The sequence below is a fragment of the Ruegeria sp. F11 genome (assembly GCF_056533855.1).
Window position 1 is genome coordinate 101,791 of record NZ_JBQFOW010000011.1, and the last position, 19,729, is coordinate 121,519.

22 protein-coding genes are annotated in these 19,729 nt (G+C 59.5%); 9 read left to right on the top strand and 13 right to left on the bottom strand.

The annotated features are described in order from the left end of the window. Positions 1–12: 12 nt before the first annotated feature. The 6 genes from ACR0NJ_RS15825 to ACR0NJ_RS15850 form a co-directional block, all read right to left on the bottom strand. Complete coding sequence (locus ACR0NJ_RS15825; protein ID WP_480611860.1) at positions 13–816, bottom strand: ParA family protein; 804 nt, start codon at positions 814–816, stop codon at positions 13–15. Further along, positions 809–1,429 (bottom strand): 16S rRNA (guanine(527)-N(7))-methyltransferase RsmG, encoded by a 621-nt coding sequence (rsmG, locus tag ACR0NJ_RS15830; RefSeq protein WP_480818096.1) that lies wholly within the window; start codon positions 1,427–1,429, stop codon positions 809–811. The genes ACR0NJ_RS15825 and rsmG overlap by 8 nt, the downstream gene beginning before the upstream one ends. Beyond that, positions 1,426–3,294, bottom strand: a complete 1,869-nt coding sequence (mnmG, locus tag ACR0NJ_RS15835; RefSeq protein ID WP_480818097.1) for a tRNA uridine-5-carboxymethylaminomethyl(34) synthesis enzyme MnmG — start codon at positions 3,292–3,294, stop codon at positions 1,426–1,428. Before mnmG ends, rsmG begins: the two co-directional genes overlap by 4 nt. 12 nt (positions 3,295–3,306) lie before the next feature. After that, positions 3,307–4,593: a tRNA uridine-5-carboxymethylaminomethyl(34) synthesis GTPase MnmE gene (gene mnmE / locus ACR0NJ_RS15840; RefSeq protein WP_480818098.1), complete on the bottom strand. Its 1,287-nt coding sequence runs from the start codon at positions 4,591–4,593 to the stop codon at positions 3,307–3,309. A 30-nt stretch (positions 4,594–4,623) separates the two neighbouring features. Next, positions 4,624–5,895 carry a transcription termination factor Rho gene (rho, locus tag ACR0NJ_RS15845; RefSeq protein WP_480818099.1) on the bottom strand — a complete coding sequence of 424 codons (1,272 nt, stop codon included), beginning with the start codon at positions 5,893–5,895 and terminating at the stop codon, positions 4,624–4,626. Between the two features lie 222 nt (positions 5,896–6,117). Next, positions 6,118–6,567, bottom strand: a complete 450-nt coding sequence (locus tag ACR0NJ_RS15850; RefSeq protein WP_480818100.1) for a CopD family protein — start codon at positions 6,565–6,567, stop codon at positions 6,118–6,120. 405 nt (positions 6,568–6,972) lie between these two features. Here ACR0NJ_RS15850 and ACR0NJ_RS15855 point away from each other — a divergent pair, with 405 nt between their 5' ends. The 4 genes from ACR0NJ_RS15855 to dnaQ are packed head-to-tail and all read left to right on the top strand — an operon-like array spanning position 6,973 to position 9,707. Next, positions 6,973–7,572, top strand: a complete 600-nt coding sequence (locus tag ACR0NJ_RS15855; protein ID WP_480818101.1) for a Maf family protein — start codon at positions 6,973–6,975, stop codon at positions 7,570–7,572. Continuing rightward, on the top strand, positions 7,569–8,402 hold the full coding sequence (locus ACR0NJ_RS15860) for a shikimate dehydrogenase (protein WP_480818102.1): 834 nt from the start codon (positions 7,569–7,571) through the stop codon (positions 8,400–8,402). Before ACR0NJ_RS15855 ends, ACR0NJ_RS15860 begins: the two co-directional genes overlap by 4 nt. Then, positions 8,399–8,992, top strand: coding sequence for a dephospho-CoA kinase (gene coaE, locus ACR0NJ_RS15865; protein WP_480818103.1), 594 nt, complete (start codon positions 8,399–8,401; stop codon positions 8,990–8,992). The genes ACR0NJ_RS15860 and coaE overlap by 4 nt, the downstream gene beginning before the upstream one ends. Continuing rightward, complete coding sequence (dnaQ, locus tag ACR0NJ_RS15870; RefSeq protein ID WP_480818104.1) at positions 8,985–9,707, top strand: DNA polymerase III subunit epsilon; 723 nt, start codon at positions 8,985–8,987, stop codon at positions 9,705–9,707. Before coaE ends, dnaQ begins: the two co-directional genes overlap by 8 nt. Before the next feature lie 24 nt (positions 9,708–9,731). On the opposite strand, the gene secB is transcribed toward dnaQ, so the two are convergent. Both secB and ACR0NJ_RS15880 read right to left on the bottom strand, forming a co-directional pair. After that, positions 9,732–10,232, bottom strand: coding sequence for a protein-export chaperone SecB (gene secB, locus ACR0NJ_RS15875; protein WP_480818105.1), 501 nt, complete (start codon positions 10,230–10,232; stop codon positions 9,732–9,734). Positions 10,233–10,296: 64 nt separating this feature from the next. Further along, a complete protein-coding gene (locus tag ACR0NJ_RS15880; protein ID WP_480818106.1) occupies positions 10,297–10,788 on the bottom strand; it encodes an FxsA family protein in 492 nt (163 codons plus the stop codon). A gap of 108 nt (positions 10,789–10,896) precedes the next feature. Between ACR0NJ_RS15880 and ACR0NJ_RS15885 the strand changes: the two genes are divergently transcribed. Genes ACR0NJ_RS15885 through ACR0NJ_RS15895 form a run of 3 tightly spaced genes read left to right on the top strand, consistent with a single transcriptional unit; the run spans position 10,897 to position 13,180 of the window. Then, entirely contained in the window at positions 10,897–11,556 is a 660-nt protein-coding gene (locus tag ACR0NJ_RS15885) for a Tim44/TimA family putative adaptor protein (protein WP_480818107.1), read from the top strand. Further along, complete coding sequence (gene mltA, locus ACR0NJ_RS15890; RefSeq protein WP_480818108.1) at positions 11,553–12,593, top strand: murein transglycosylase A; 1,041 nt, start codon at positions 11,553–11,555, stop codon at positions 12,591–12,593. Before ACR0NJ_RS15885 ends, mltA begins: the two co-directional genes overlap by 4 nt. Beyond that, the gene (locus ACR0NJ_RS15895) at positions 12,593–13,180 is read left to right on the top strand and encodes a Smr/MutS family protein (RefSeq protein ID WP_480818109.1); all 588 of its coding nucleotides are present in this window, start codon (positions 12,593–12,595) and stop codon (positions 13,178–13,180) included. Before mltA ends, ACR0NJ_RS15895 begins: the two co-directional genes overlap by 1 nt. Here the strand turns inward: ACR0NJ_RS15895 and ACR0NJ_RS15900 are convergent. From ACR0NJ_RS15900 to hslU, 3 genes are all read right to left on the bottom strand, one after another. Beyond that, positions 13,177–14,397, bottom strand: coding sequence for an MFS transporter (locus tag ACR0NJ_RS15900; protein ID WP_480818110.1), 1,221 nt, complete (start codon positions 14,395–14,397; stop codon positions 13,177–13,179). The genes ACR0NJ_RS15895 and ACR0NJ_RS15900 overlap by 4 nt on opposite strands. After that, positions 14,394–15,494, bottom strand: a complete 1,101-nt coding sequence (locus ACR0NJ_RS15905; protein WP_480818111.1) for an alpha/beta hydrolase — start codon at positions 15,492–15,494, stop codon at positions 14,394–14,396. The genes ACR0NJ_RS15900 and ACR0NJ_RS15905 overlap by 4 nt, the downstream gene beginning before the upstream one ends. A gap of 100 nt (positions 15,495–15,594) precedes the next feature. After that, the gene (gene hslU / locus ACR0NJ_RS15910; RefSeq protein WP_480818112.1) at positions 15,595–16,902 is read right to left on the bottom strand and encodes an ATP-dependent protease ATPase subunit HslU; all 1,308 of its coding nucleotides are present in this window, start codon (positions 16,900–16,902) and stop codon (positions 15,595–15,597) included. Between the two features lie 171 nt (positions 16,903–17,073). Between hslU and ACR0NJ_RS15915 the strand changes: the two genes are divergently transcribed. Then, the gene (locus ACR0NJ_RS15915; protein ID WP_480818113.1) at positions 17,074–18,315 is read left to right on the top strand and encodes an MFS transporter; all 1,242 of its coding nucleotides are present in this window, start codon (positions 17,074–17,076) and stop codon (positions 18,313–18,315) included. Here the strand turns inward: ACR0NJ_RS15915 and hslV are convergent. Further along, positions 18,307–18,864: an ATP-dependent protease subunit HslV gene (gene hslV, locus ACR0NJ_RS15920; RefSeq protein ID WP_480818114.1), complete on the bottom strand. Its 558-nt coding sequence runs from the start codon at positions 18,862–18,864 to the stop codon at positions 18,307–18,309. The two genes, ACR0NJ_RS15915 and hslV, sit on opposite strands and share 9 nt — an antisense overlap. 197 nt (positions 18,865–19,061) lie before the next feature. Between hslV and ACR0NJ_RS15925 the strand changes: the two genes are divergently transcribed. Further along, a complete protein-coding gene (locus ACR0NJ_RS15925) occupies positions 19,062–19,256 on the top strand; it encodes a DUF1127 domain-containing protein (protein WP_480818115.1) in 195 nt (64 codons plus the stop codon). 129 nt (positions 19,257–19,385) lie between these two features. Here the strand turns inward: ACR0NJ_RS15925 and trxA are convergent, their stop codons facing one another. After that, complete coding sequence (gene trxA, locus ACR0NJ_RS15930; RefSeq protein WP_480611835.1) at positions 19,386–19,706, bottom strand: thioredoxin; 321 nt, start codon at positions 19,704–19,706, stop codon at positions 19,386–19,388. Positions 19,707–19,729: the final 23 nt, after the last annotated feature.

Sequence of the window (19,729 nt, forward strand, 5' to 3'; positions counted from 1 at the left end):
CCTTAGTGCCACTTATGCGGCGGCTTTATTGTTCTTGTGCATGACCTCGCGGGCCAGGTGCCGATAGGCCATCGCCCCCAAAGACCCCGAGTCGTATTGCAAGACCGGCAGCGCGTAAGACGGCGCCTCGCTGACCCGCACATTTCTGGGTATCTTGGTTTTAAATACCATCTCACCCAGATTGTCACGCGCATCCTTTTCGACCTGACGGGACAAGTTGTTGCGGTTGTCATACATGGTCAACACAACACCTTCGATTCTCAGGTCCGGATTCGCGGTCTGGCGCACCTCTCGGATCGTCAGCATCAGCTGTGACAAACCTTCCAGCGCAAAGAACTCACTTTGCAGGGGAACCAGCACAGAATGCGCAGCCACCATGGCGTTGACGGTCAACAGATTCAGCGAGGGCGGGCAGTCGATCAGCACGAAATCCAGATCAAACTGGTCAATTGCCGTCTGGCGCAGGGCATCATGCAGCAGATAGCTGCGTTTTTCGTTGGAAATCAGCTCGATATCCGCCGAGCTCAGATCAACCGTGGCGGGAACGACAAACAACCCACCGATTTCCGTTTCCTGCACCACGGCCTCAAGCGGTGCGTCATCCAGAATCAGATCGTAGGTTGTCCAATCCCGATCCTCGACCCCCAGCCCGGTCGATGCGTTGCCCTGCGGGTCCAGATCCACCACCAGGACCTTACACCCGGCTTCCGCTAGCCCTGCCGCCAGGTTGATCGCTGTTGTGGTTTTTCCAACTCCGCCCTTTTGGTTGGCGACCGCAATAATACGGGGTCCGGTGGGGCGAGACAGATCAACCACGTGATACTCCTTTAACCTTAAGGATTACGGCTTGAGGTTCAGTTAAACTTGTAATCGGCTCGGCCTCGAATTTCCATTCCTTGAGCGCCTCGTCCAGTTCTTTTTTCCAGCTTGCGCCTTTCGGCAACAAGGCGGTGCCTGTCTTGCTTAAATGTCTGTCACAAAAGGACAATAACGTGGGTAAATCTGCCAGTGCACGGGCGCTTAGGATATCCGCATTCAGCGGTTCGACAGCCTCAATGCGCCGGGACACAACTTTGCAGTTGGCGCCACATTCCCGTGCGACAGTGCGCAAAAAGGCGGATTTGCGCTGGTCGCTTTCGACAAAGGTGAAGCGGGATGCGGGGGAGTCCTCAATCGCCATGATGGCGCAGACCATACCGGGGAAACCACCGCCGCTGCCCAGATCGACCCAGGTCTCGAATTCATCCGCACAGCGGTATACCTGCACAGAATCCAAGATATGCCGCGTCCATATCTCGTTCAGGCTGTTGCGGGACACCAGATTGATCCGGGGATTCCAGCGCTGGACCTGCTCAACATACGTTTCCAGACGCGCGAATGTTTCACGTGAAACATCCAGCTGTTCGAAACTCGAGTAATCTGCGGTCATGCCTTGCGGACCTTCTGGTCCCGCCGCAGCTTCGCCAGAACCAGGGTCAGCGCAGCGGGCGTGACACCTTCAACCCGACTGGCTTGCGCAATATTAGCTGGCTTCGCCTGAGACAGCTTCTGCTTCATTTCGGATGACAGCCCATCCAACGCGAAATAGTCGAATTCTCTGGGGATTTCATAGGATTCATCCCGCTTCATAGCCTCAACGTCGCGCTGCTGCCGGGCGATATAGTTTGCATAAAGGGCGTCACGCTCAACCTGGAGGCGGATATCGCGTTCAACATCTTCCAGACCTGGTATCAGAGGTAGCAGGTCCTCGAAAGACACATCCGGGAAAGCCAAAATCGCCATACCGTCGCGACGGTTGCCATCCTGATTGACGCTGATACCCGCCGCACGCATGTCCTTTGGCGTATACGTGCGATCAGTCAGCTTGGATTTCGCCGCATCCAATTTCTCAGTTTTTGCATCAAAATGAAGCCGCCGGGTTTCGCCAACACAGCCAATTTGCAATCCAATGGGTGTCAGACGCTGATCCGCATTGTCCGCGCGCAGAGACAAACGGAATTCCGCGCGCGAGGTGAACATCCGGTAGGGTTCTGCCACGCCCCGCGTCGTCAGATCGTCAATCATTACCCCGATATAACTGTCCGCGCGGGTGAAATGGATAGGCTCGCGGTCCTGAACGGCCAGAGCCGCGTTCAGGCCTGCAACCATGCCCTGCGCTGCGGCTTCCTCATATCCTGTGGTTCCGTTAATTTGACCCGCCAGATATAGGCCCGGAACCTCTGGCAGAGACAGGGAAGATGTCAAAACCCGGGGGTCGATATAGTCATATTCAATGGCATAGCCGGGCTGCAAAATTTCAGCCTGTTCCAGCCCTTTGATAGACCGGACATAATCCAGCTGAACATCCTGCGGTAATGAGGTCGAGATTCCGTTGGGATAAATCGTGTGATCGTTGACGCCCTCGGGCTCCAGAAACACCTGGTGGGAGTCCTTGTCCGCAAAACGCACAATCTTGTCCTCAATCGACGGGCAGTAGCGGGGCCCCACCCCATCAATATGACCGCCATACATGGCGGATTTAGACAGGTTTTGTTCAATGATCTCATGCGTTCGAGCGTTCGTATGGGTAATGCCACACGAAATTTGCGGGGCCGTAACAGAGCTGGACAGAAAGGAAAACAGGGTGGGCTCTTCGTCCCCGTCCTGCCGTTCAAGATCGCTCCAGTCGATTGTGCGCCCGTCCAGGCGCGGCGGGGTGCCGGTTTTCAGGCGCGCCATGGGCAGGTTGTAGCTGTCCAGGCGTTCCGCCAGTTTAACCGATGGGCGGTCGCCCATACGTCCGCCTGGGCGCGATACATCTCCGATATGAATAACACCGCGCAGGAATGTGCCCGAGGTCAGGATAACAGACCGCGCCGGAACCTCGGACCCATCGGCGAGTTTCACTCCGGCGACGCGATCCCCTTCCATCAGGAAGTCAACAACCTCACCGACGAGAACCGAAAGATTCCGCTGATTCTGAGTTTCCTGCTGCATCGCCGCGCGGTAAAGCGCCCGATCCGCCTGTGTTCTTGGCCCCTGAACCGCCGGTCCCTTGCGGCGGTTCAACAGCCGGAACTGAATTCCCGCCCGGTCCGCCACGCGGCCCATGACGCCGTCCAGCGCATCAATCTCACGCACGAGATGGCCTTTACCCAATCCGCCAATGGCTGGGTTGCAGGACATGACACCAATGTCATTGGCCGATAAGGTGACCAGAGCGGTCTTCGCACCCATGCGGGCTGCGGCGTGGGCGGCCTCGGTTCCGGCGTGACCGGCGCCGATGACGACGACATCAAATCTCGAATGTTTCACGTGAAACACTCCTCACTTACCCAGACAGAAACTGGAGAATATTTCGTCCAGCAGGTTTTCGACATCTATGCGACCGACCAAAGATTCAAGGGCCCGAATGGCCGTTCGAAGTTCTTCGGCAGCGATATCATACAGGTCCGGGCCTGATTCCAGAACCGCCATTGCGGCCTGCAGCGCATCAGCGGCCTTGAGGATCGCAATACGGTGTCGTTCGCGGGTTGCAATACCATAACTGGTAGTTCGCTGACCAAGAACACGCGAAACCTGGGAAATGAGTGCATCGATACCCTGCCCCGTTTTTCCAGAAATCCCGCCAGAGGCATCAGACCGAAGATCCGCTTTCGGCAAAACCTGAATATCCCCGTCTTGCATCGCGACGCCCAACTGGTCGGGCGTGTCGGTCAGAAACACCCGAAGGTCGGCCTGATAAGCCCGCTTGCGGGCCAATTCGATCCCCAGATTTTCGACGTAGTCCTCGGTCTGCCGCATTCCTGCCGTGTCCAGCAGGGTGACAGGCAAGCCCGCCAGATCCATTCGCACTTCGATCACATCCCGCGTGGTCCCTGCGTATTCTGACGTAATCGCGGCTTCGCGCCCGGCCAGCGCGTTCAGCAATGTAGACTTTCCCGCGTTGGGCAGGCCGACAATGGCGACCTCAAACCCGGTGCGGATTCGTTCGGCGATTTTGACGCCATCCGCTTGTTGCCGGAGGTCATCCATCACGCCGGTCACCAGCATGCGCACTTCCGGCGTCACATCGGTGGGCACATCCTCATCGGCGAAATCAATCACGGCTTCCAACAAAGAAGCCGCCCGGATCAAATCGCGCCGCCAGCGCTCGGCCAGCGTACCCAGCCCGCCCGCCAGAATGGTCTGGGCCTGTTTGCGCTGCGCTTCGGTTTCCGCGTCGATGAGATCCGCCAGGCCTTCGACCTGTGTCAGGTCCATCTTGCCGTTTTCCAGCGCCCGCCGGGTGAATTCGCCGGGGTCTGCCATCCTCAGGCCCTCGGTCTCGGACAGGCAGCGCAGCACGGCGTTCACCGAGGCCGTGCTTCCATGGATTTGCAACTCGGCCACATCTTCGCCGGTGAAACTGGCCGGGGCCTGAAAGGTCAGGACCAGCCCGTCGTCCAGCCGCGTTCCATCCCGGTCCCGCAGGGTACGCAGATTCATCCCGCGCGGCGGCAGAGCGCCTCCGGTGAGCCCAGACGCAGCTGCATGCGCGCCCGGTCCCGACAAACGGATAACAGCAACACCAGCTTTGCCCTGCGCGCTGGCCAAGGCGAATATCGTGTCCATTCGAAGGCCTCGCGTGCGTTAAGACCTGTGTCAGGTGTTCATCGAATCGAAAAACTCGCCGTTTGTCTTGGTCTGTTTCAACTTCGACAACAGGAACTCGATGGCGTCGGTGGTGCCCATCGGGTTCAGGATGCGACGCAACACGAAGGTCTTGGCCAGATCGCCCTTGTCGACCAGCAAATCCTCTTTCCGTGTGCCGGACTTGAGGATATCGATGGCCGGGAACACGCGCTTGTCGGCGATTTTCCGATCCAGCACGATTTCCGAGTTACCGGTGCCCTTGAATTCTTCGAAGATAACCTCGTCCATCCGGCTGCCTGTGTCGATCAGCGCGGTGGCGATGATGGTGAGCGAACCACCCTCTTCGATATTCCGCGCCGCACCAAAGAACCGTTTGGGCCGCTGGAGCGCATTTGCATCAACACCACCGGTCAGTACTTTACCCGAGGATGGGACAACAGTGTTAAACGCCCTACCAAGTCTTGTGATCGAATCGAGAAGAATAACAACATCTCGTTTATGCTCGACCAAACGCTTGGCTTTTTCGATCACCATTTCCGAAACGGCCACGTGGCGCGTCGCCGGTTCGTCAAAGGTTGAAGACACAACCTCACCCTTCACCGAGCGCTGCATATCCGTTACCTCTTCCGGGCGCTCGTCGATCAGCAGGACGATCAGATAACACTCGGGGTGGTTCTGTTCGATTGAGTGCGCGATGTTCTGCAGGATCACCGTCTTACCGGTCCGCGGAGGTGCCACGATCAGCGACCGCTGGCCTTTACCGATGGGCGAGACCAGGTCGATCACGCGGGCCGATTTGTCCTTTATGGTCGGGTCCTCGATCTCCATCTTCAGCCGCTCATCCGGGTACAGAGGCGTCAGGTTGTCGAACAGGATCTTGTGCTTGGCCTTTTCAGGGTCCTCAAAGTTGATCTTCGTGACCTTGGTCAGCGCAAAGTAGCGCTCGTTTTCATCCGGTGCTTTGATCTCACCTTCCACGGTGTCGCCGGTCCGCAGTGAGTGCAGGCGGATCATGTCGGGCGACACATAGATGTCATCGGGGCCGGGCAGATAGTTCGCCTCGGGCGAGCGCAGGAAGCCGAACCCGTCCTGCAGTACTTCCAGCACGCCGTCGCCACCAACGGTCCACCCGTCATCCGCGCGTTCGCGCAGGATCTGGAACATCATCTCGCCCTTGCGCATGGTCGAGGCGTTTTCGATTTCCAGCTCTTCGGCCATCGCCAGAAGGTCTTTGGGGCTTTTGGCCTTGAGATCAGCCAGATTCAGGGAGTCAGTGGACATGATGATACGAACCTTGGCCGCATAACGCGCGGCACGGGATAGAATTTCAATATGGAAGACACGTCGCCCGGACGGGCGTGTTAAGCGATAAGTAAGCGGTTACTGACCGAGAGTCAAACGCCTGTCAAAGCACTTTACGTTAGACCTGAATTGAAACGCGCTGCCTATCCCTTCGGTCGAACGCGCGTTTCAATCCATATCATTTACAGAAACGTAAAGGGCCTAGAACTTCAGAACGACCGCCAGAACGATGGCAATCATCAAAACGGTCGGAACCTCGTTCATCATGCGATACTGCCGCCCAGTGAGCTTATTTCGCCCCTCAAGGAAATCCTTGCGCCGGGCCATCAGCCAGTGATGGAACCAGGTCATGGCAATAACTGCCGCCCCTTTGACCCAGGGCCAGGCCCAGTCCCAGCCGACGATGCCTGGGGTGAAAACCATGATCAGCCCGCAGACCCAGGCCACGATCATCGCTGGGCGCATGATCACGCGCAGCAGCTTCTCTTCCATTTCAAAGAAAATGTCCTGCGCGCCCTCGACGGCATGCGCCTTTTCCACGTGATAGACGAACAGTCTGGGCAAATAGAACAACCCGGCCATCCATGAAATCACGGCCATGATATGGATTGCCTTCACCCAGGGGTATAGCGTGAAAAGAAGATCGGTCATTCCGGCCTCGGGGCGTTGTTCGGAACCCTCCCTAATAAAAAAATAAGAAAAGAAAAAGGATGATGGTTTTGTAGGGTGCAGGAATTCCGTGGATTATTTTTTTGCCCTATAGTTTTCCCCAGGTGGACAGAATTCCCGGATTTTCCGATGATTCTGTTAGTTTCAGTAAAAACTGTTTTTTTACATACACTTAAAATGTGATTATCTACTGTATCTTGGGGATAAATCATGGGGTATCTGCGGAAATCCCGGTTATCCTGACCGGGCAACTTATCCTTGTCCCGGATGGACAGAGTTCGGGCGACTCGGGGAAGTTTTGCGCGAAAATCCCGGGGTTGCGTGTCAACCGGAAAACCATACAAACCGTTCAGGAACGCTCAATGATTTGCACACGGGGTTGTCCACATGTCTGTCCCCATCATTCTGGCCTCGGGGTCATCGATCCGCGCACAGCTGCTGGAAAAGGCAGGCGTGCCGTTTACTGTTCAGGTCGCGCGCGTGGATGAAGACGCGGTAAAGGCGGCCCTGCTGGCTGAAGATGCGCCACCACGGGATATTGCCGATGCTTTGGCGGAAATGAAAGCTCGCAAGGTCAGTGACAAGATGCCGGGTGCGATGGTTCTGGGCTGCGATCAGGTGCTGGATTTCGAAGGCCACCTGCTGTCCAAGCCGGAAACGCCCGAGGATGCGCTTGCGCAGCTCAAGGCGATGCGGGGCAAGCGGCATATGTTGCTGTCTGCCGCAGTGATCTGTCAGGATGGTGAGCCGATCTGGCGCCATGTGGGCCAGGTGCGCCTACGGATGCGGGCCAGTTCGGATGCCTATCTGCGCGATTACGTGGCGCGGAACTGGGACAGTATTCGCCATTCGGTGGGCGCATATAAACTTGAGGAAGAAGGCGTGCGGCTGTTTGCAACCATTGACGGCGAATACTTTAACGTTTTGGGTATGCCCCTGTTGGAACTGCTCAACTATCTGGCTGTCAAAGGGGTGATCGATCAATGACGGACTATCGGGTTCCTCTGGCAGGGGTTGTCGGGCATCCCATCGGGCATTCACGGTCGCCCAAGCTGCACGGGTATTGGCTGAAAACCTATGGGCTGCCGGGGCATTATGTTCCAATGGATGTGGCCCCCGCCGATCTGGAAACCGTTCTTCGCACCCTGCCCAAGGCCGGGTTTGTCGGCACCAATGTGACGGTTCCGCATAAAGAGGCCGCCTTGCGCATCGCCGATCACGTGTCGGACCGGGCGACGGTGATCGGTGCGGCGAATACGCTGGTGTTCCGCGAGGATGGCTCGATCCATGCCGATAACACGGATGGCTATGGCTTCATGGAGAACCTGCGCAGCGGCGCGCCCGACTGGAACGCGCAGGACGGACCTGCTGTGGTCTTTGGCGCGGGTGGTGCAGCGCGGGCGGTGCTGCAGTCACTGGCCGATGCCGGCGTGCCCGAGATTCTGCTGACCAACCGCACCCGTGCCAGGGCGGATCATCTGAAAGAGGAGTTCGGCCAGCGGATCACCGTGGTCGACTGGGTGCAGGCGGGCAATGTCATTGAAAACGCGGAACTGGTGGTCAACACGACCTCGTTGGGCATGCAGGGCCAGCCAGACCTGCGGGTTCCGTTGGATGGGCTGCAGCCGGGCGCAGTTGTCACCGATCTGGTCTATACGCCCATGAAAACAAGGCTTTTGCAGCAAGCGGAAGAGGCCGGATGTACCACCGTCGATGGCCTCGGCATGTTGCTCTATCAGGCCATTCCGGGCTTTGAACGCTGGTTCGGTGTGCGGCCCGAGGTCGATGACGATCTGCGTGCGGCGGTCATGGCATGAGCTTCGCGCTGGGCCTGACCGGCTCTATCGGTATGGGCAAAAGCACCACGGCGCAGATGTTTGTCGCGGAAGGCTGCGCGCTGTGGGACGCGGATGCAGCGGTGCATCGGCTTTATGCGAAGGGTGGCGCGGCTGTCGCGCCGATGGGCGCGGCTTTTCCGTCTGCCATTCGCGACGGTGCGGTCAGCCGCGATGCGCTGAGGGTGACTATTGCGGACGATCCAACCGCGCTGAAGGTAATCGAGGGCATCGTGCATCCTCTGGTCTCTGCCGACCGGGCTGCGTTTCGCGAAAGCGCCACGGCAGATATTCTGATCTTCGACGTCCCCCTGCTGTTTGAAACCGGCGGGGATACGGCGATGGACGCCGTCGCCTGTGTCTCGATCCCGGAACAGGAACAAAAGCGCCGCGTGATGGAACGCGGCACGATGACCGAGGCGCAGTTCGAACAGATCCGCGCCAAACAGATGCCGAATGAGGAAAAGTGCGCGCGGTCGGATTACGTGATCGTGACGGATACGCTGGACCACGCCCGCGCGCAGGTGCAGGATGTGATCAGGCAGATACGGGCGGGGCTGGCAGATGCGTGAGATTGTACTCGATACCGAAACCACCGGGTTCGACCCCGAAAGCGGCGACCGGATCGTCGAGATCGGCGCGGTCGAGCTTTGGAACCATGTCGCCACGGGCGAAACCTATCATGTCTACATCAACCCCGAACGTTCGATGCCCGAAGAGGCGTTCGGCGTGCACGGCATCGGCCCCGACCTGCTGGAAACCCCACGCCCGCCGGAAAAGGGCGAAGTCACGCTGAAGGACAAGCCGGTTTTTGCCAAGGTCGGTCAGGGCTTTCGCGATTTCGTGGGTGACGCCAAGCTGGTGATCCACAACGCGTCCTTCGACATGAAGTTCCTGAACGCGGAACTCAAGTGGATGGGCCTGCCGCCCATCCCTATGGATCAGGCGCTGGATACGCTGGCGATTGCGCGCAAGCGGTTTCCGGGCTCTCCGGCCTCATTGGATGCGCTGTGCCGCCGGTTCAACATCGACAATTCGAACCGGGTGCTGCACGGGGCGCTGCTCGACTCGGAGATTCTGGCCGAGGTCTATCTGGAACTGATCGGGGGACGGCAGCCGGATTTCGGGCTGTCGGCGTCGGCGGGCTCGGGCAGTGGCGGTGGTGAGGACTGGCGTCCAATGCCGCGCGACACGGCGTTGCCGTCGCGGATTACTGACGAAGAACGCGCCGCGCATGAGGCTTTTGTGGAGAAGTTGGGCGACAGCGCCCTGTGGACCCGCGCCTGATCCAGTCAGGCGCGGGTCAAACACTCAGGCGTCGGTCTTTTGCGCCTGCTCGGCCTGACGGCGCATCAATTCGTTGCGGTACAGCGCCACGAAATCAATGTTGTCCAGATTGACCGGCGGGTAGCCGCCATCGCGGGTGATGTCGCTGACGATGCGGCGCAGGAACGGGAACAGCATGCGCGGGCATTCGATCAGCAGGAACGGATGCAGCTGATCCTCGGCAACGCCTTCCACGTGGAACAGGCCGCAATAGTCGATCTCGCACAGGAACAGAACGTCTTCCAGGCCTTTGGCCTTGGATTTCAGGTTCAGCTTGATCGATACCTCGAACTGATGGTCCTGCGAGCGTTTCTTGGCATCCAGATTCACCTGAACCTGAATTTCGGGCTGTACTTCGCCCGACACGCCTTTTTGCGCCATCACGTTTTCAAACGACATGTCACGGATGAACTGTCCCAGAACACGCATCTGAACCTGAGGGGCAGTTTGGGCCGCGGTGTTTTCTGCGGCGTTTTCTTCGGCCATGGATCTACTCCAAAAATGAAATTCGCCACTGCTTAGCAAGTTGGGCGCGGCACCTCAATGCAGGTCACGGACCTTCGACCCATTTCGAAGGCTTTGACGGGTCCTTGCGCGGGCGCACTTCGGTGAATTCGCCATCGATGATATCGCCCTGACCCTGCGGCGCGCCCCTGCTGTGAAAGCCCGGCCCCGGCCCCATCTGAAACTGCGCCACGGTGACTTTGGACTTGAGATAGCGGAACACGCCCATGCGCACCGCCGGAATAAGCAGGGCAAAACCAACAGCATCGGTGAAAAAGCCCGGCGTCAGCAGCAGCGCACCTGACAGCAGGATCATCGCACCATGCGCCAGCGGTTCGGTCGGGTCGTCCAGTTCGGCAAAGGATCGCTGCAGTTGTCCCAGCGCCATGCGACCTTGTGTCCTGACCAGAAAGGTGCCCAAAACCGCTGTCAGAACGACAATCGCAAGGGTTGGCCACAGGCCGATCAGGCCACCGACCTGAATGAACAGGGCAATTTCGATGATCGGCACCAATAAAAATGCCAAGAACAGATACATTTGCGCTATCCTTTCCCTAAGGCCGGGCTGTGGACTTGCCGCCCCCTGTCACCTACATAGTGGCATGAGGCCGCGTACACAAAGTCTCGGTTCTGAAAAGAGGATGAAATGAACTCACCCATGATCCAGCTTTTGGTGCTTCTTGGCATAGCTGTTTTTCTGATCCTGCGCCTGAAAAGCGTGTTGGGCACGCGCGAAGGGTTTGAAAAACCGCCCCTGCCGCAACAGCCCGACACCAGCACCGCGCGGCGCGATTTCGAGGTGATTGAGGGCGGACCGGATCACGACATCACCGATCATGTCCCCGAGGACAGCGAACAGGCCCAAACGCTTGCAGCGATGAAACGGGTCGAGCCCGCATTCTCGGTCAGCGATTTCGTGCAGGGCGCGCGCGGTGCCTATGAAATGATCGTGATGGGCTTTGAAAAGGGCAATCTGGACGAAATCCAGCCTTTCCTGTCGGAAGAGGTGTTTGACACTTTCGTTTCGGTTGTCGCCGACCGCGAAGACAAGGGTCTGACGATCGAGGCCGAGTTCATCGGCGTGCGCGAAACCACCCTGTCCGATGTGCGCTTTGACAAAGACACCAACGAGGCTGAAATCACCATGCGCTTTGTGGGCGAGTTGACCTCGGTCGTGCGGGATCGCGGTGGTGACATCATCGAAGGCAACCCCAACACCGTCAAACGCCAAAAGGACAGCTGGACCTTTGCCCGTGTCATGGGCAAGGACGATCCGAACTGGCTGCTTGTTGCCACGGACGCATGATTGCCGCTCTCCGGTCGCTTTTTCTGGTGGGCGTCATGACCACCTCCAGCGCCGCCGGAGCCGAGGTGACGCGATCCATTCTGTCTTTCGATGACTTGCAGGGCTGGGCCGAGGATGATCACGGCGCGGCCCTTTCGGTTTTTCTGAACACCTGCGGCGATCTGGATAACCCGGACTGGCGCGCTTTGTGCGCTGTGGCGCGGACCTATGAACCGGATGCGGCGCGGTCGTTCTTTGAACTGTTCTTTCGCCCGGTGCTGGTCGAAGACGGCAAGGATGCGCTGTTCACCGGCTATTTCGAGCCTGAACTGGACGGGTCCAGAACCCGCACGGAGCGGTTCAAATACCCGCTCTACAAATTGCCACCTGAGGCGCGCGCGGCGGATGTCTGGCTTAGCCGACGCGAAATTCTGACCGGTGACGCGATGCAAGGCCGGGGTCTGGAAATCGCCTGGGTCGATGACCCGGTCGAGCTGTTCTTTCTGCAAATTCAGGGCTCGGGCCGCATCCGGCTGCCCGATGGCAGCGGCATGCGGGTCGGCTATGGCGGGGCCAATGGGCATCCCTATCGCTCGATCGGTGCGGAACTGATCCGGCAAGGCGCGCTGGGTGCGCATCAGGTCAGCGCCCAGATGATCCGATCCTGGGTGCGCAAGAACCCCGAGGCGGGGACAGAACTGCTGTTCCACAACCCGTCCTACGTATTCTTTCGCGAGGTGACGCGGGTTGCCCCCGAACTAGGACCGCTGGGCGCGATGAACCGATCCGTCACCACGATGCGCAGCATTGCCGCCGACCCGGCGTTTACCCCGCTGGGCGCGCCGGTCTGGGTGGAAAAGGACGGCAAAACTCCGCTACGCCGGTTGATGATCGCGCAAGACACCGGGGCCGCCATTAAAGGCGCACAGCGCGCCGATATCTTTTTTGGCACCGGGGACAAGGCCGGAGAGGCCGCCGGAAAACTCAAGGACCCGGGCCGGATGGTGATCCTGCTGCCGATCCAGCGCGCCTATGCCTTGTTGCCGGATGAGTTCTGATGACCCGGCGCAAACTGACCAGTGAGGAGATCGATCTTTGGCGCAAGGTCGCCAAACAGACCGAGCGGTTGCACCCGGAACTCCCACAGACGGTCCATCCAATCTCGCTGCCCAAACCCAAGCCAAAAAAACTGCCCAAAACGCGGATCGAAGCGTTTGAGTTGGGCCAGGCCCGCCCTGAAAAGCCAAGCAAAAACAGCCTGAAACCCTCGGTCACGGACACTCTGCGATCGATGCCGGTGCAGATGGACACCAAGGCGTTTGGGCGCATGAAACGGGGCAAGCTGAAACCCGAGGGCAAGCTGGACCTGCACGGCATGCGGGTGGACAATGCCCATCCCGCCCTGATCCGGTTCATTCTGACCGCACAGGCGCAGGGTAAGCGGCTGGTTCTGGTGATCACCGGCAAGGGCAAGGACCGGGACGATCCCGGCCCGATCCCCACCCCGCGCGGCGTGTTGCGCAATCAGGTGCCGCATTGGCTGTCGATCCCACCGCTGGCGCAGGCGGTGATGCAGGTCGCGCCCGCCCATATCAGCCATGGCGGCGACGGGGCCTACTACGTCTATCTGCGGCGCACCCGTTAAAACGCGCGCACGGCGCGGGAGACGCCGGTCCGGACCAGCGCGCAGACCATCACGAAAAACCCTCCGATCCACAGAAACTGGGTGTTAAGCGACACGCCCTGGTCGATCAGAAACCCGGTCAGACCCGGCCCGATGGCTGAGCCCAGAACCATGACCGCCGTTGCCATCGCCTTGATCGCTCCGATATGCCGCGTGCCGTAGAATTCGGCCCAAAAGGCGCTGGGCAAGGTGCTGTTGGCCCCAACGGTCAGGCCCAAAAACACAAGGCCCAGTAACGCGCCGCCGATTGAACCTGTGGTTCCGAGGATGACAAAGCCAAGGGCGATGGGAAGCTGGTAAAACGGCATCATCCGCGCCGTCCCCCATTTGTCCAGCGCCCAGCCAGCAGCGAACATTGACAGCACGGACACACCGGTAAAGATCGGGAACAGGGCGACCAGTTGGAGATGCTGCCAGCCCTTGACCTCGGCCAGATGGACCTGATGAAAGAAAAACGCGGTTATAAAGGCCGAGGGCCCCAGAACCGCCGGGGCCATGAACCAGAACAGCGGGTTGTGCAGGGCGTCGCGGCGGCTCCAATGGCGGTTTTGCATGCCGGTGGCGGAAAACGCGTCCGACAGGGCCTGTGGTGTTCTTTCCTGACGCAGCAGGCGCATGAGCAAGGGAATGCCCAGCACCGTAATGCTCGCCGCCAGGACCCACAGCCAGCGCCAGTCCAGCAGCGTCATCAGCGCCACGAAGATCAGCGGCAACAGCGCCTCGCCTACCGCATACCCGGCCGTGGCGATGGACAGCGCCTTGCCGCGCGTCGCGGTGAACCAGCGCGCCATGGCGACCTGCGCCAGATGGGTGCTCATCCCCTGCCCGAACAGGCGCAGCAGGAAGATCACCAGCGGCAGCAGGATCAGCCATGTGTTCAGCGCCATGGCCAGTGCAGCCAGTGCCAGCCCGGACAGTACCGCCGGACCCAGAACGCGCACGCGGAAAATATCGGTCAGCCCGCCCGCCCAGATCATCACGATGGCCGCAGCTGTGGTGCCCAGCGTATACAGCCCACCCCAGGCCCCATGGCTCAGCCCGAATTCGGCGCGGATTTCACCGGCGAAGACCGAGATGAAAAACGTCTGCCCGAAGCTGGAAAGGAATGTCAGCAGAACCCCCGCGCCCAGCCAGCTTGCGTTCCGGAGAAGATACCGGCGCAGGCTGAACTGCGTCACGGGGTGCTGACCTCGGCCTGCCCTGTTCCGGTCAGAGTGATTTCGGTGGCCCCGTCGGGGTTGCGCTGGCTGGGCGGCACAAGAATGTCGATCCCCGGACGTTCATCGGGTCCGAAGGTATTGCTGACCCGGCGCACCGAACTGAGGATCGCCAGCAACGCCGGAGAGGTTGCGGCAACAAAATGCGACGAGCCCGCATCGCCGCTGAACGCGGTTGTGTCGATCACGCTGATCGGAAATTCGGCCAGTTCGTCAATTGAACTGATATTGCCCAGCCTCTCACTATCCGCCGTGCCACGCAAACGGCCCGAGATGTTCAGGACTTTGTCCTTTTGCGACACCATCACGATGAACGGATCAGGCGGGTTGTCGATCCGGGACATTTGCGAGCGGAACAGGTCGATATCCAGATCGGGCGAGATCAGCACCACACCTTCCAGATTCCGTTTGGCCCAGCCCGGCTCGCTGAGTTCCGCCTGCCGCATCATCTCCATCGACAGGGCGCCGCCCATGGAATGCGCCACCAGCAGAACCCGGCGGACGCCCATCGATTTCAACTCGCGAATGGTTTGCTCCAACCCGTCGCGGGCAAACAGCATGCTGTCCAGATCATAGGCATAGCCGTAACCCGTCGCACGGCTGGGCCAGGAATAGACCAGAATCGAGCCCGGAATGCCGATGTCATGGGTCAGCTGCGCCGCGCGGAACAGGGTTTCGGTCTGGGTCGAGTTGTAGCCATGTACAAAAATGGTCACTTCCTCGGTCCCGCGCAGGCGGGTTCTGAAATCCTGCGGCCCGTCGAACTCGGTCACGCCAGCCAGTACGAACTGTTTTTGTGGGTTCGGGTTGGCGTAAGAGAATTTCAGGGTGCCCGGCGTATGGGTCGGCGGGACCGAGACGGTGGTTTCCAGAAACTGCAACCTCTCGCCGCGCCGGAACCCATATGTCCCGTCCGCTTCGCGGGCGCGGGTGGTGGTGGCGAAGACGGTCTCCGGTGTGCCGATGGTCAACGCCGCGGGCACGGTTTCGGTCACGGACCGGTCCACACAGGCGGACAGGCAGAGGGAGGTAAACAGAAGGATCAGATAGCGCAACACGGCGGGCTCCCGAAGCGGTTCGCGGCTACGCTATCGCATTTTGCCCCCGCGTCCAGTCGGACATTGCGGGTCAGGCGAAATGAGCGGCAGGTTATCGGGCTTACAGGACGTAGCGGCTGAGATCGGTGGATTTGGTCAGCTCGCCCAGATTTTCCTCGACAAACTCCGCGTTCACGGTGATTTCGGCCCCGGCCTGATCGGGCGCGGTGAACGAGAGTTCCTCGAACACGCGCTCCATCACTGTATACAGCCGCCGCGCGCCGATGTTTTCGACGCTCTGGTTCACATCTGCCGCGATTTTCGCCAGCGCAGCGATGCCGTCCTCGGTGAAGCTGACGGTGACCTCTTCGGTGCCCATCAGGGCGGTGTATTGCAAGGTCAGAGCGTTATCGGTCTCGGTCAGGATACGCACGAAATCTTCTTCGGTCAGCGCCCGCAACTCTACACGGATCGGCAGACGCCCCTGCAATTCCGGCAACAGGTCCGAGGGTTTGGCGATATGGAACGCGCCGCTTGCGATGAACAGGATATGGTCGGTTTTCACCGGGCCGTGTTTGGTGGACACGGTGGTGCCTTCGATCAGGGGCAGCAGGTCGCGCTGCACCCCTTCCCGGCTGACATCGCCACCGCGTGCTTCCGCGCGCGCGCAGACCTTGTCGATCTCGTCCAGAAAGACGATGCCGTTCTGTTCGACCGACTCCAAAGCCACGCGGTTGACGGTTTCATCATCCAGCAGCTTGTCGGCCTCTTCCCCGATCAGCGCGTCATAGCTGTCGGCGACGGTCATGCGTTTCTTGACGGTGCGCCCGCCAAAAGCCTTGCCGAAGATATCGCCCAGATTCATCATCCCCATCTGACCGCCGGGCTGGCCGGGAATGTCGAACATCGGCATTGGGTTCGAGCTGTCGGACAGCTCCAGTTCGATCTCGGTATCGTCCAGTTCCCCGGCTTTCAGCTTCTTGCGGAACATCTCACGCGTCGCCTCGCGGGCGTCTTCCCCGGCGATGGCGGCAATCACGCGATCCTCGGCGGCTTGATAGGCGCGGGCCTTCACATCCTCGCGCATGTATTCGCGGGTCTGGATGATCGCCGCATCCGCCAGATCGCGCACGATTTGCTCCACGTCGCGCCCGACATAGCCGACCTCGGTAAACTTGGTGGCCTCGACCTTGATGAAGGGCGCGCGGGCCAGCTTGGCCAGACGGCGGCTGATCTCGGTCTTGCCGACGCCGGTGGGGCCGATCATCAGGATGTTCTTGGGATAAACCTCGTCCCGGATATCATCCGCCAACTGCTTGCGCCGCCAGCGATTGCGCAGTGCGACGGCGACGGCGCGTTTGGCATCCTTCTGCCCGATGATAAAGCGATCCAGTTCCGAGACAATCTCGCGCGGGGTCAGGTCGGTCACGGGGCAGTCCTTTCGATCAGCGGTTTGGCTTACGTAGTCACCGCGCAGGCGAAAACAACATCGGCGGCGTTGCTTAGCAATGCCCCATCCGGTTTGCAAACGCTTTCCATAGGTGAATGCCATGCGCTCTGCTACAGTGATATCAACACGTTAAGGGTCAGGAGCGCGCTGATGACGAAAATAGCCAAGATCACCCTGCTGTTCGTGGTGTTTGTGGACCTGATCGGACAGGGGCTGGTCTTTCCCATCATCAACTCTTTGATCATGGAGACCAAATCGGGCTTCCTGCCGGAAAACACCCCCATGGGGCGGCGGCATTTCTATTACGGGCTGGTGATCGGATGCTTCTTTCTGTCGTGGTTTCTGGGGGTGGTCTATGTGTCAAAGGTCTCGGATTCCATCGGGCGCAAGAATGCCCTGCTGATCTGTCTGGGTGGGGCGCTGGTGGGCTATGCGCTGACCATCGCCGCGCTTTACATGAACAGTCTGCTGATGCTGATCGTGGGCCGCTCGATCACTGGGTTCACCGCGGGGAACCAACCCATCGCGCAGGCGGCGATGATCGATGGCAGCACCGATGCGGCCGACCGGGACCGCAACATGGGCTATATCGTCACCGGCGTCAGCTTTGGTCTGGTCGGAGGGCCCATCATCGGCGCGGTCCTGTCTGATGCGGCGCTGCTGGGCAGCGCGGCGACGCTGAAAACCCCGTTCTACGGGGCTTTTGTTCTGGTCGTGATCGCCATCTTCCTTGTGACCACATTCTTCAAGGAAACCCGGACCGAGCGCGCGCCCTTTGTCTTTCGCCCCCGCGACATCACCGACAGCCTGATTGCCGTGCGCGGGCATCCGATGGTCCTGAAAATCTTGCCGGTCTACGCGCTGTTCATGATCGCCAACGTCACCTTCTATGTCTTCGTCGACAATTTCCTGACCAGCGCCTGGGGCTATGGCGTGATCGGTGGCAGCATGGCGATGGTCGTGATCGGTTTCGCGCTGGCCTTCTCAAGCACCTTCCTGGTGAAACCGGCGCAGCAGAGATTCAGTAAACACCAGATCGTCTATTTCTCGCTGGTGGTGATGGTCATCTGCGGCTTTGGCTTTGCCTTCAGCCCCAGCGGTGTGCTCAGCTATATCCCCGTTTTCTTCTTCTACTTCTTCTTCGGTGTGTCCTACCCGACGCTGCTGGGTCTGTTCTCGTCTGCCGTCAGTGACACAGATCAGGGCTGGGTCATGGGGGTTTGCACAGCCGTCTTCTGCCTTGCTGGCGGCATCATGTCCCTGATCGGCGGCGGGTTGATGAGCATCGACATCCGCCTGCCCTATTACATCGTGATCGCCACCGCGATCATGGGCCTGATCGGAATGCACCTGCGCTGGAAAGGCAAAGAGATTAAGGCGCTTTTAGCCTGATATGCTCTCAACCGTCAGATTGCCGTTGGTATAGACACAGATATCTGCGGCAATTGCCATCGCCTGACGGGCGACGTCCTCAGCCGGTTTGTCGCTGTCCATCATCGCCCGCGCAGCAGCCAACGCAAAGTTGCCGCCCGATCCGATGGCGGCCACGTTATGCTCGGGCTCCAGCACGTCCCCTGCCCCGGTGATCACCAACAGGTCCTTGCCATCGGTGACGATCAGCATCGCCTCTAGCTTTTGCAGATACTTGTCGGTGCGCCAGTCCTTGGCCAGCTCGACCGAGGCGCGCGCCAGTTGACCGGGTGTCGCTTCCAGCTTGGCCTCCAGCCGTTCCAGCAGGGTGAAGGCATCCGCAGTGGACCCGGCAAAGCCCGCTACAACCTCAAAACCCCCCGGCGACAGGCGGCGCACCTTGCGGGCGGTTCCCTTGATCACGGTCTGGCCCAGACTGACCTGCCCGTCCCCGGCAATGACCACCTGCCCGCCCTTTTTGACGCCAATGATCGTTGTGCCATGCCAACCGGGAAAGTCGCTGTCTGCCATGAGGGCCTCCGTTTCTGTCGGCGTTATATATGGGCCGGGCGCGGGATTGGCGCAACCCGTTCTAAAACTGCCCAAAAGATATGCACAGAGCGCAATTCGGGGCTGTCGAACAAGCAATTGTAGGACTCAGCCGTTGGTCCTACATCAGCCTCACAACCGACAACGGGTCGGCTGTTTCACATATAAGGACTGCGCACATGGCAACCACTGCAAATATCCATGCGCCGCTCGGAGCAGCTACCATCCTGCACGTAGTGGACGCGATCACCGCAACCATCGGCAAAATCGCCGACTGGAATGAAGGCCGCAAAACCCGTAAGCTGCTGTCGGAACTCAGCGACGCACAGCTGGAAGATATAGGTCTGGTCCGCGCGGACATCGCCAATATCTGATCTGCCCCAAGATCATTGACCCGAAACAGCCGCCCGGAACCCCGAGCGGCTTTTTCTTTTTTGGCACTGACCTAAAGAAAAAAGGCGCCCCGGTTCGGGCGCCTTCTTGTTTTCACTACTGCGGCGAGATCAGATTGATTCGTCGATCCAGCTTTGCAGGGCGGCCTTCGGGGCTGCACCCGCGCGGTTCGACACCACCTGGCCATCCTTGAAGATGAACAGCGCCGGGATGCCGCGCACGCCCATGGCGGCGGCGGCGTTCGGGTTGCTGTCCACATCAACCTTGGCGATTTTCACCTTGCCGCCATATTCACTGGCCAGTTCTTCCAGTGCGGGACCGATCTGCTTACAGGGTCCGCACCATTCGGCCCAGAAATCCACAACAACGGGAACGTCCGAGTTCTTAACTTCGGCGTCAAAGGTTTCGTCAGTGACGGCTACGGTCGACATATTATGTCTCCTGAATGGAATGC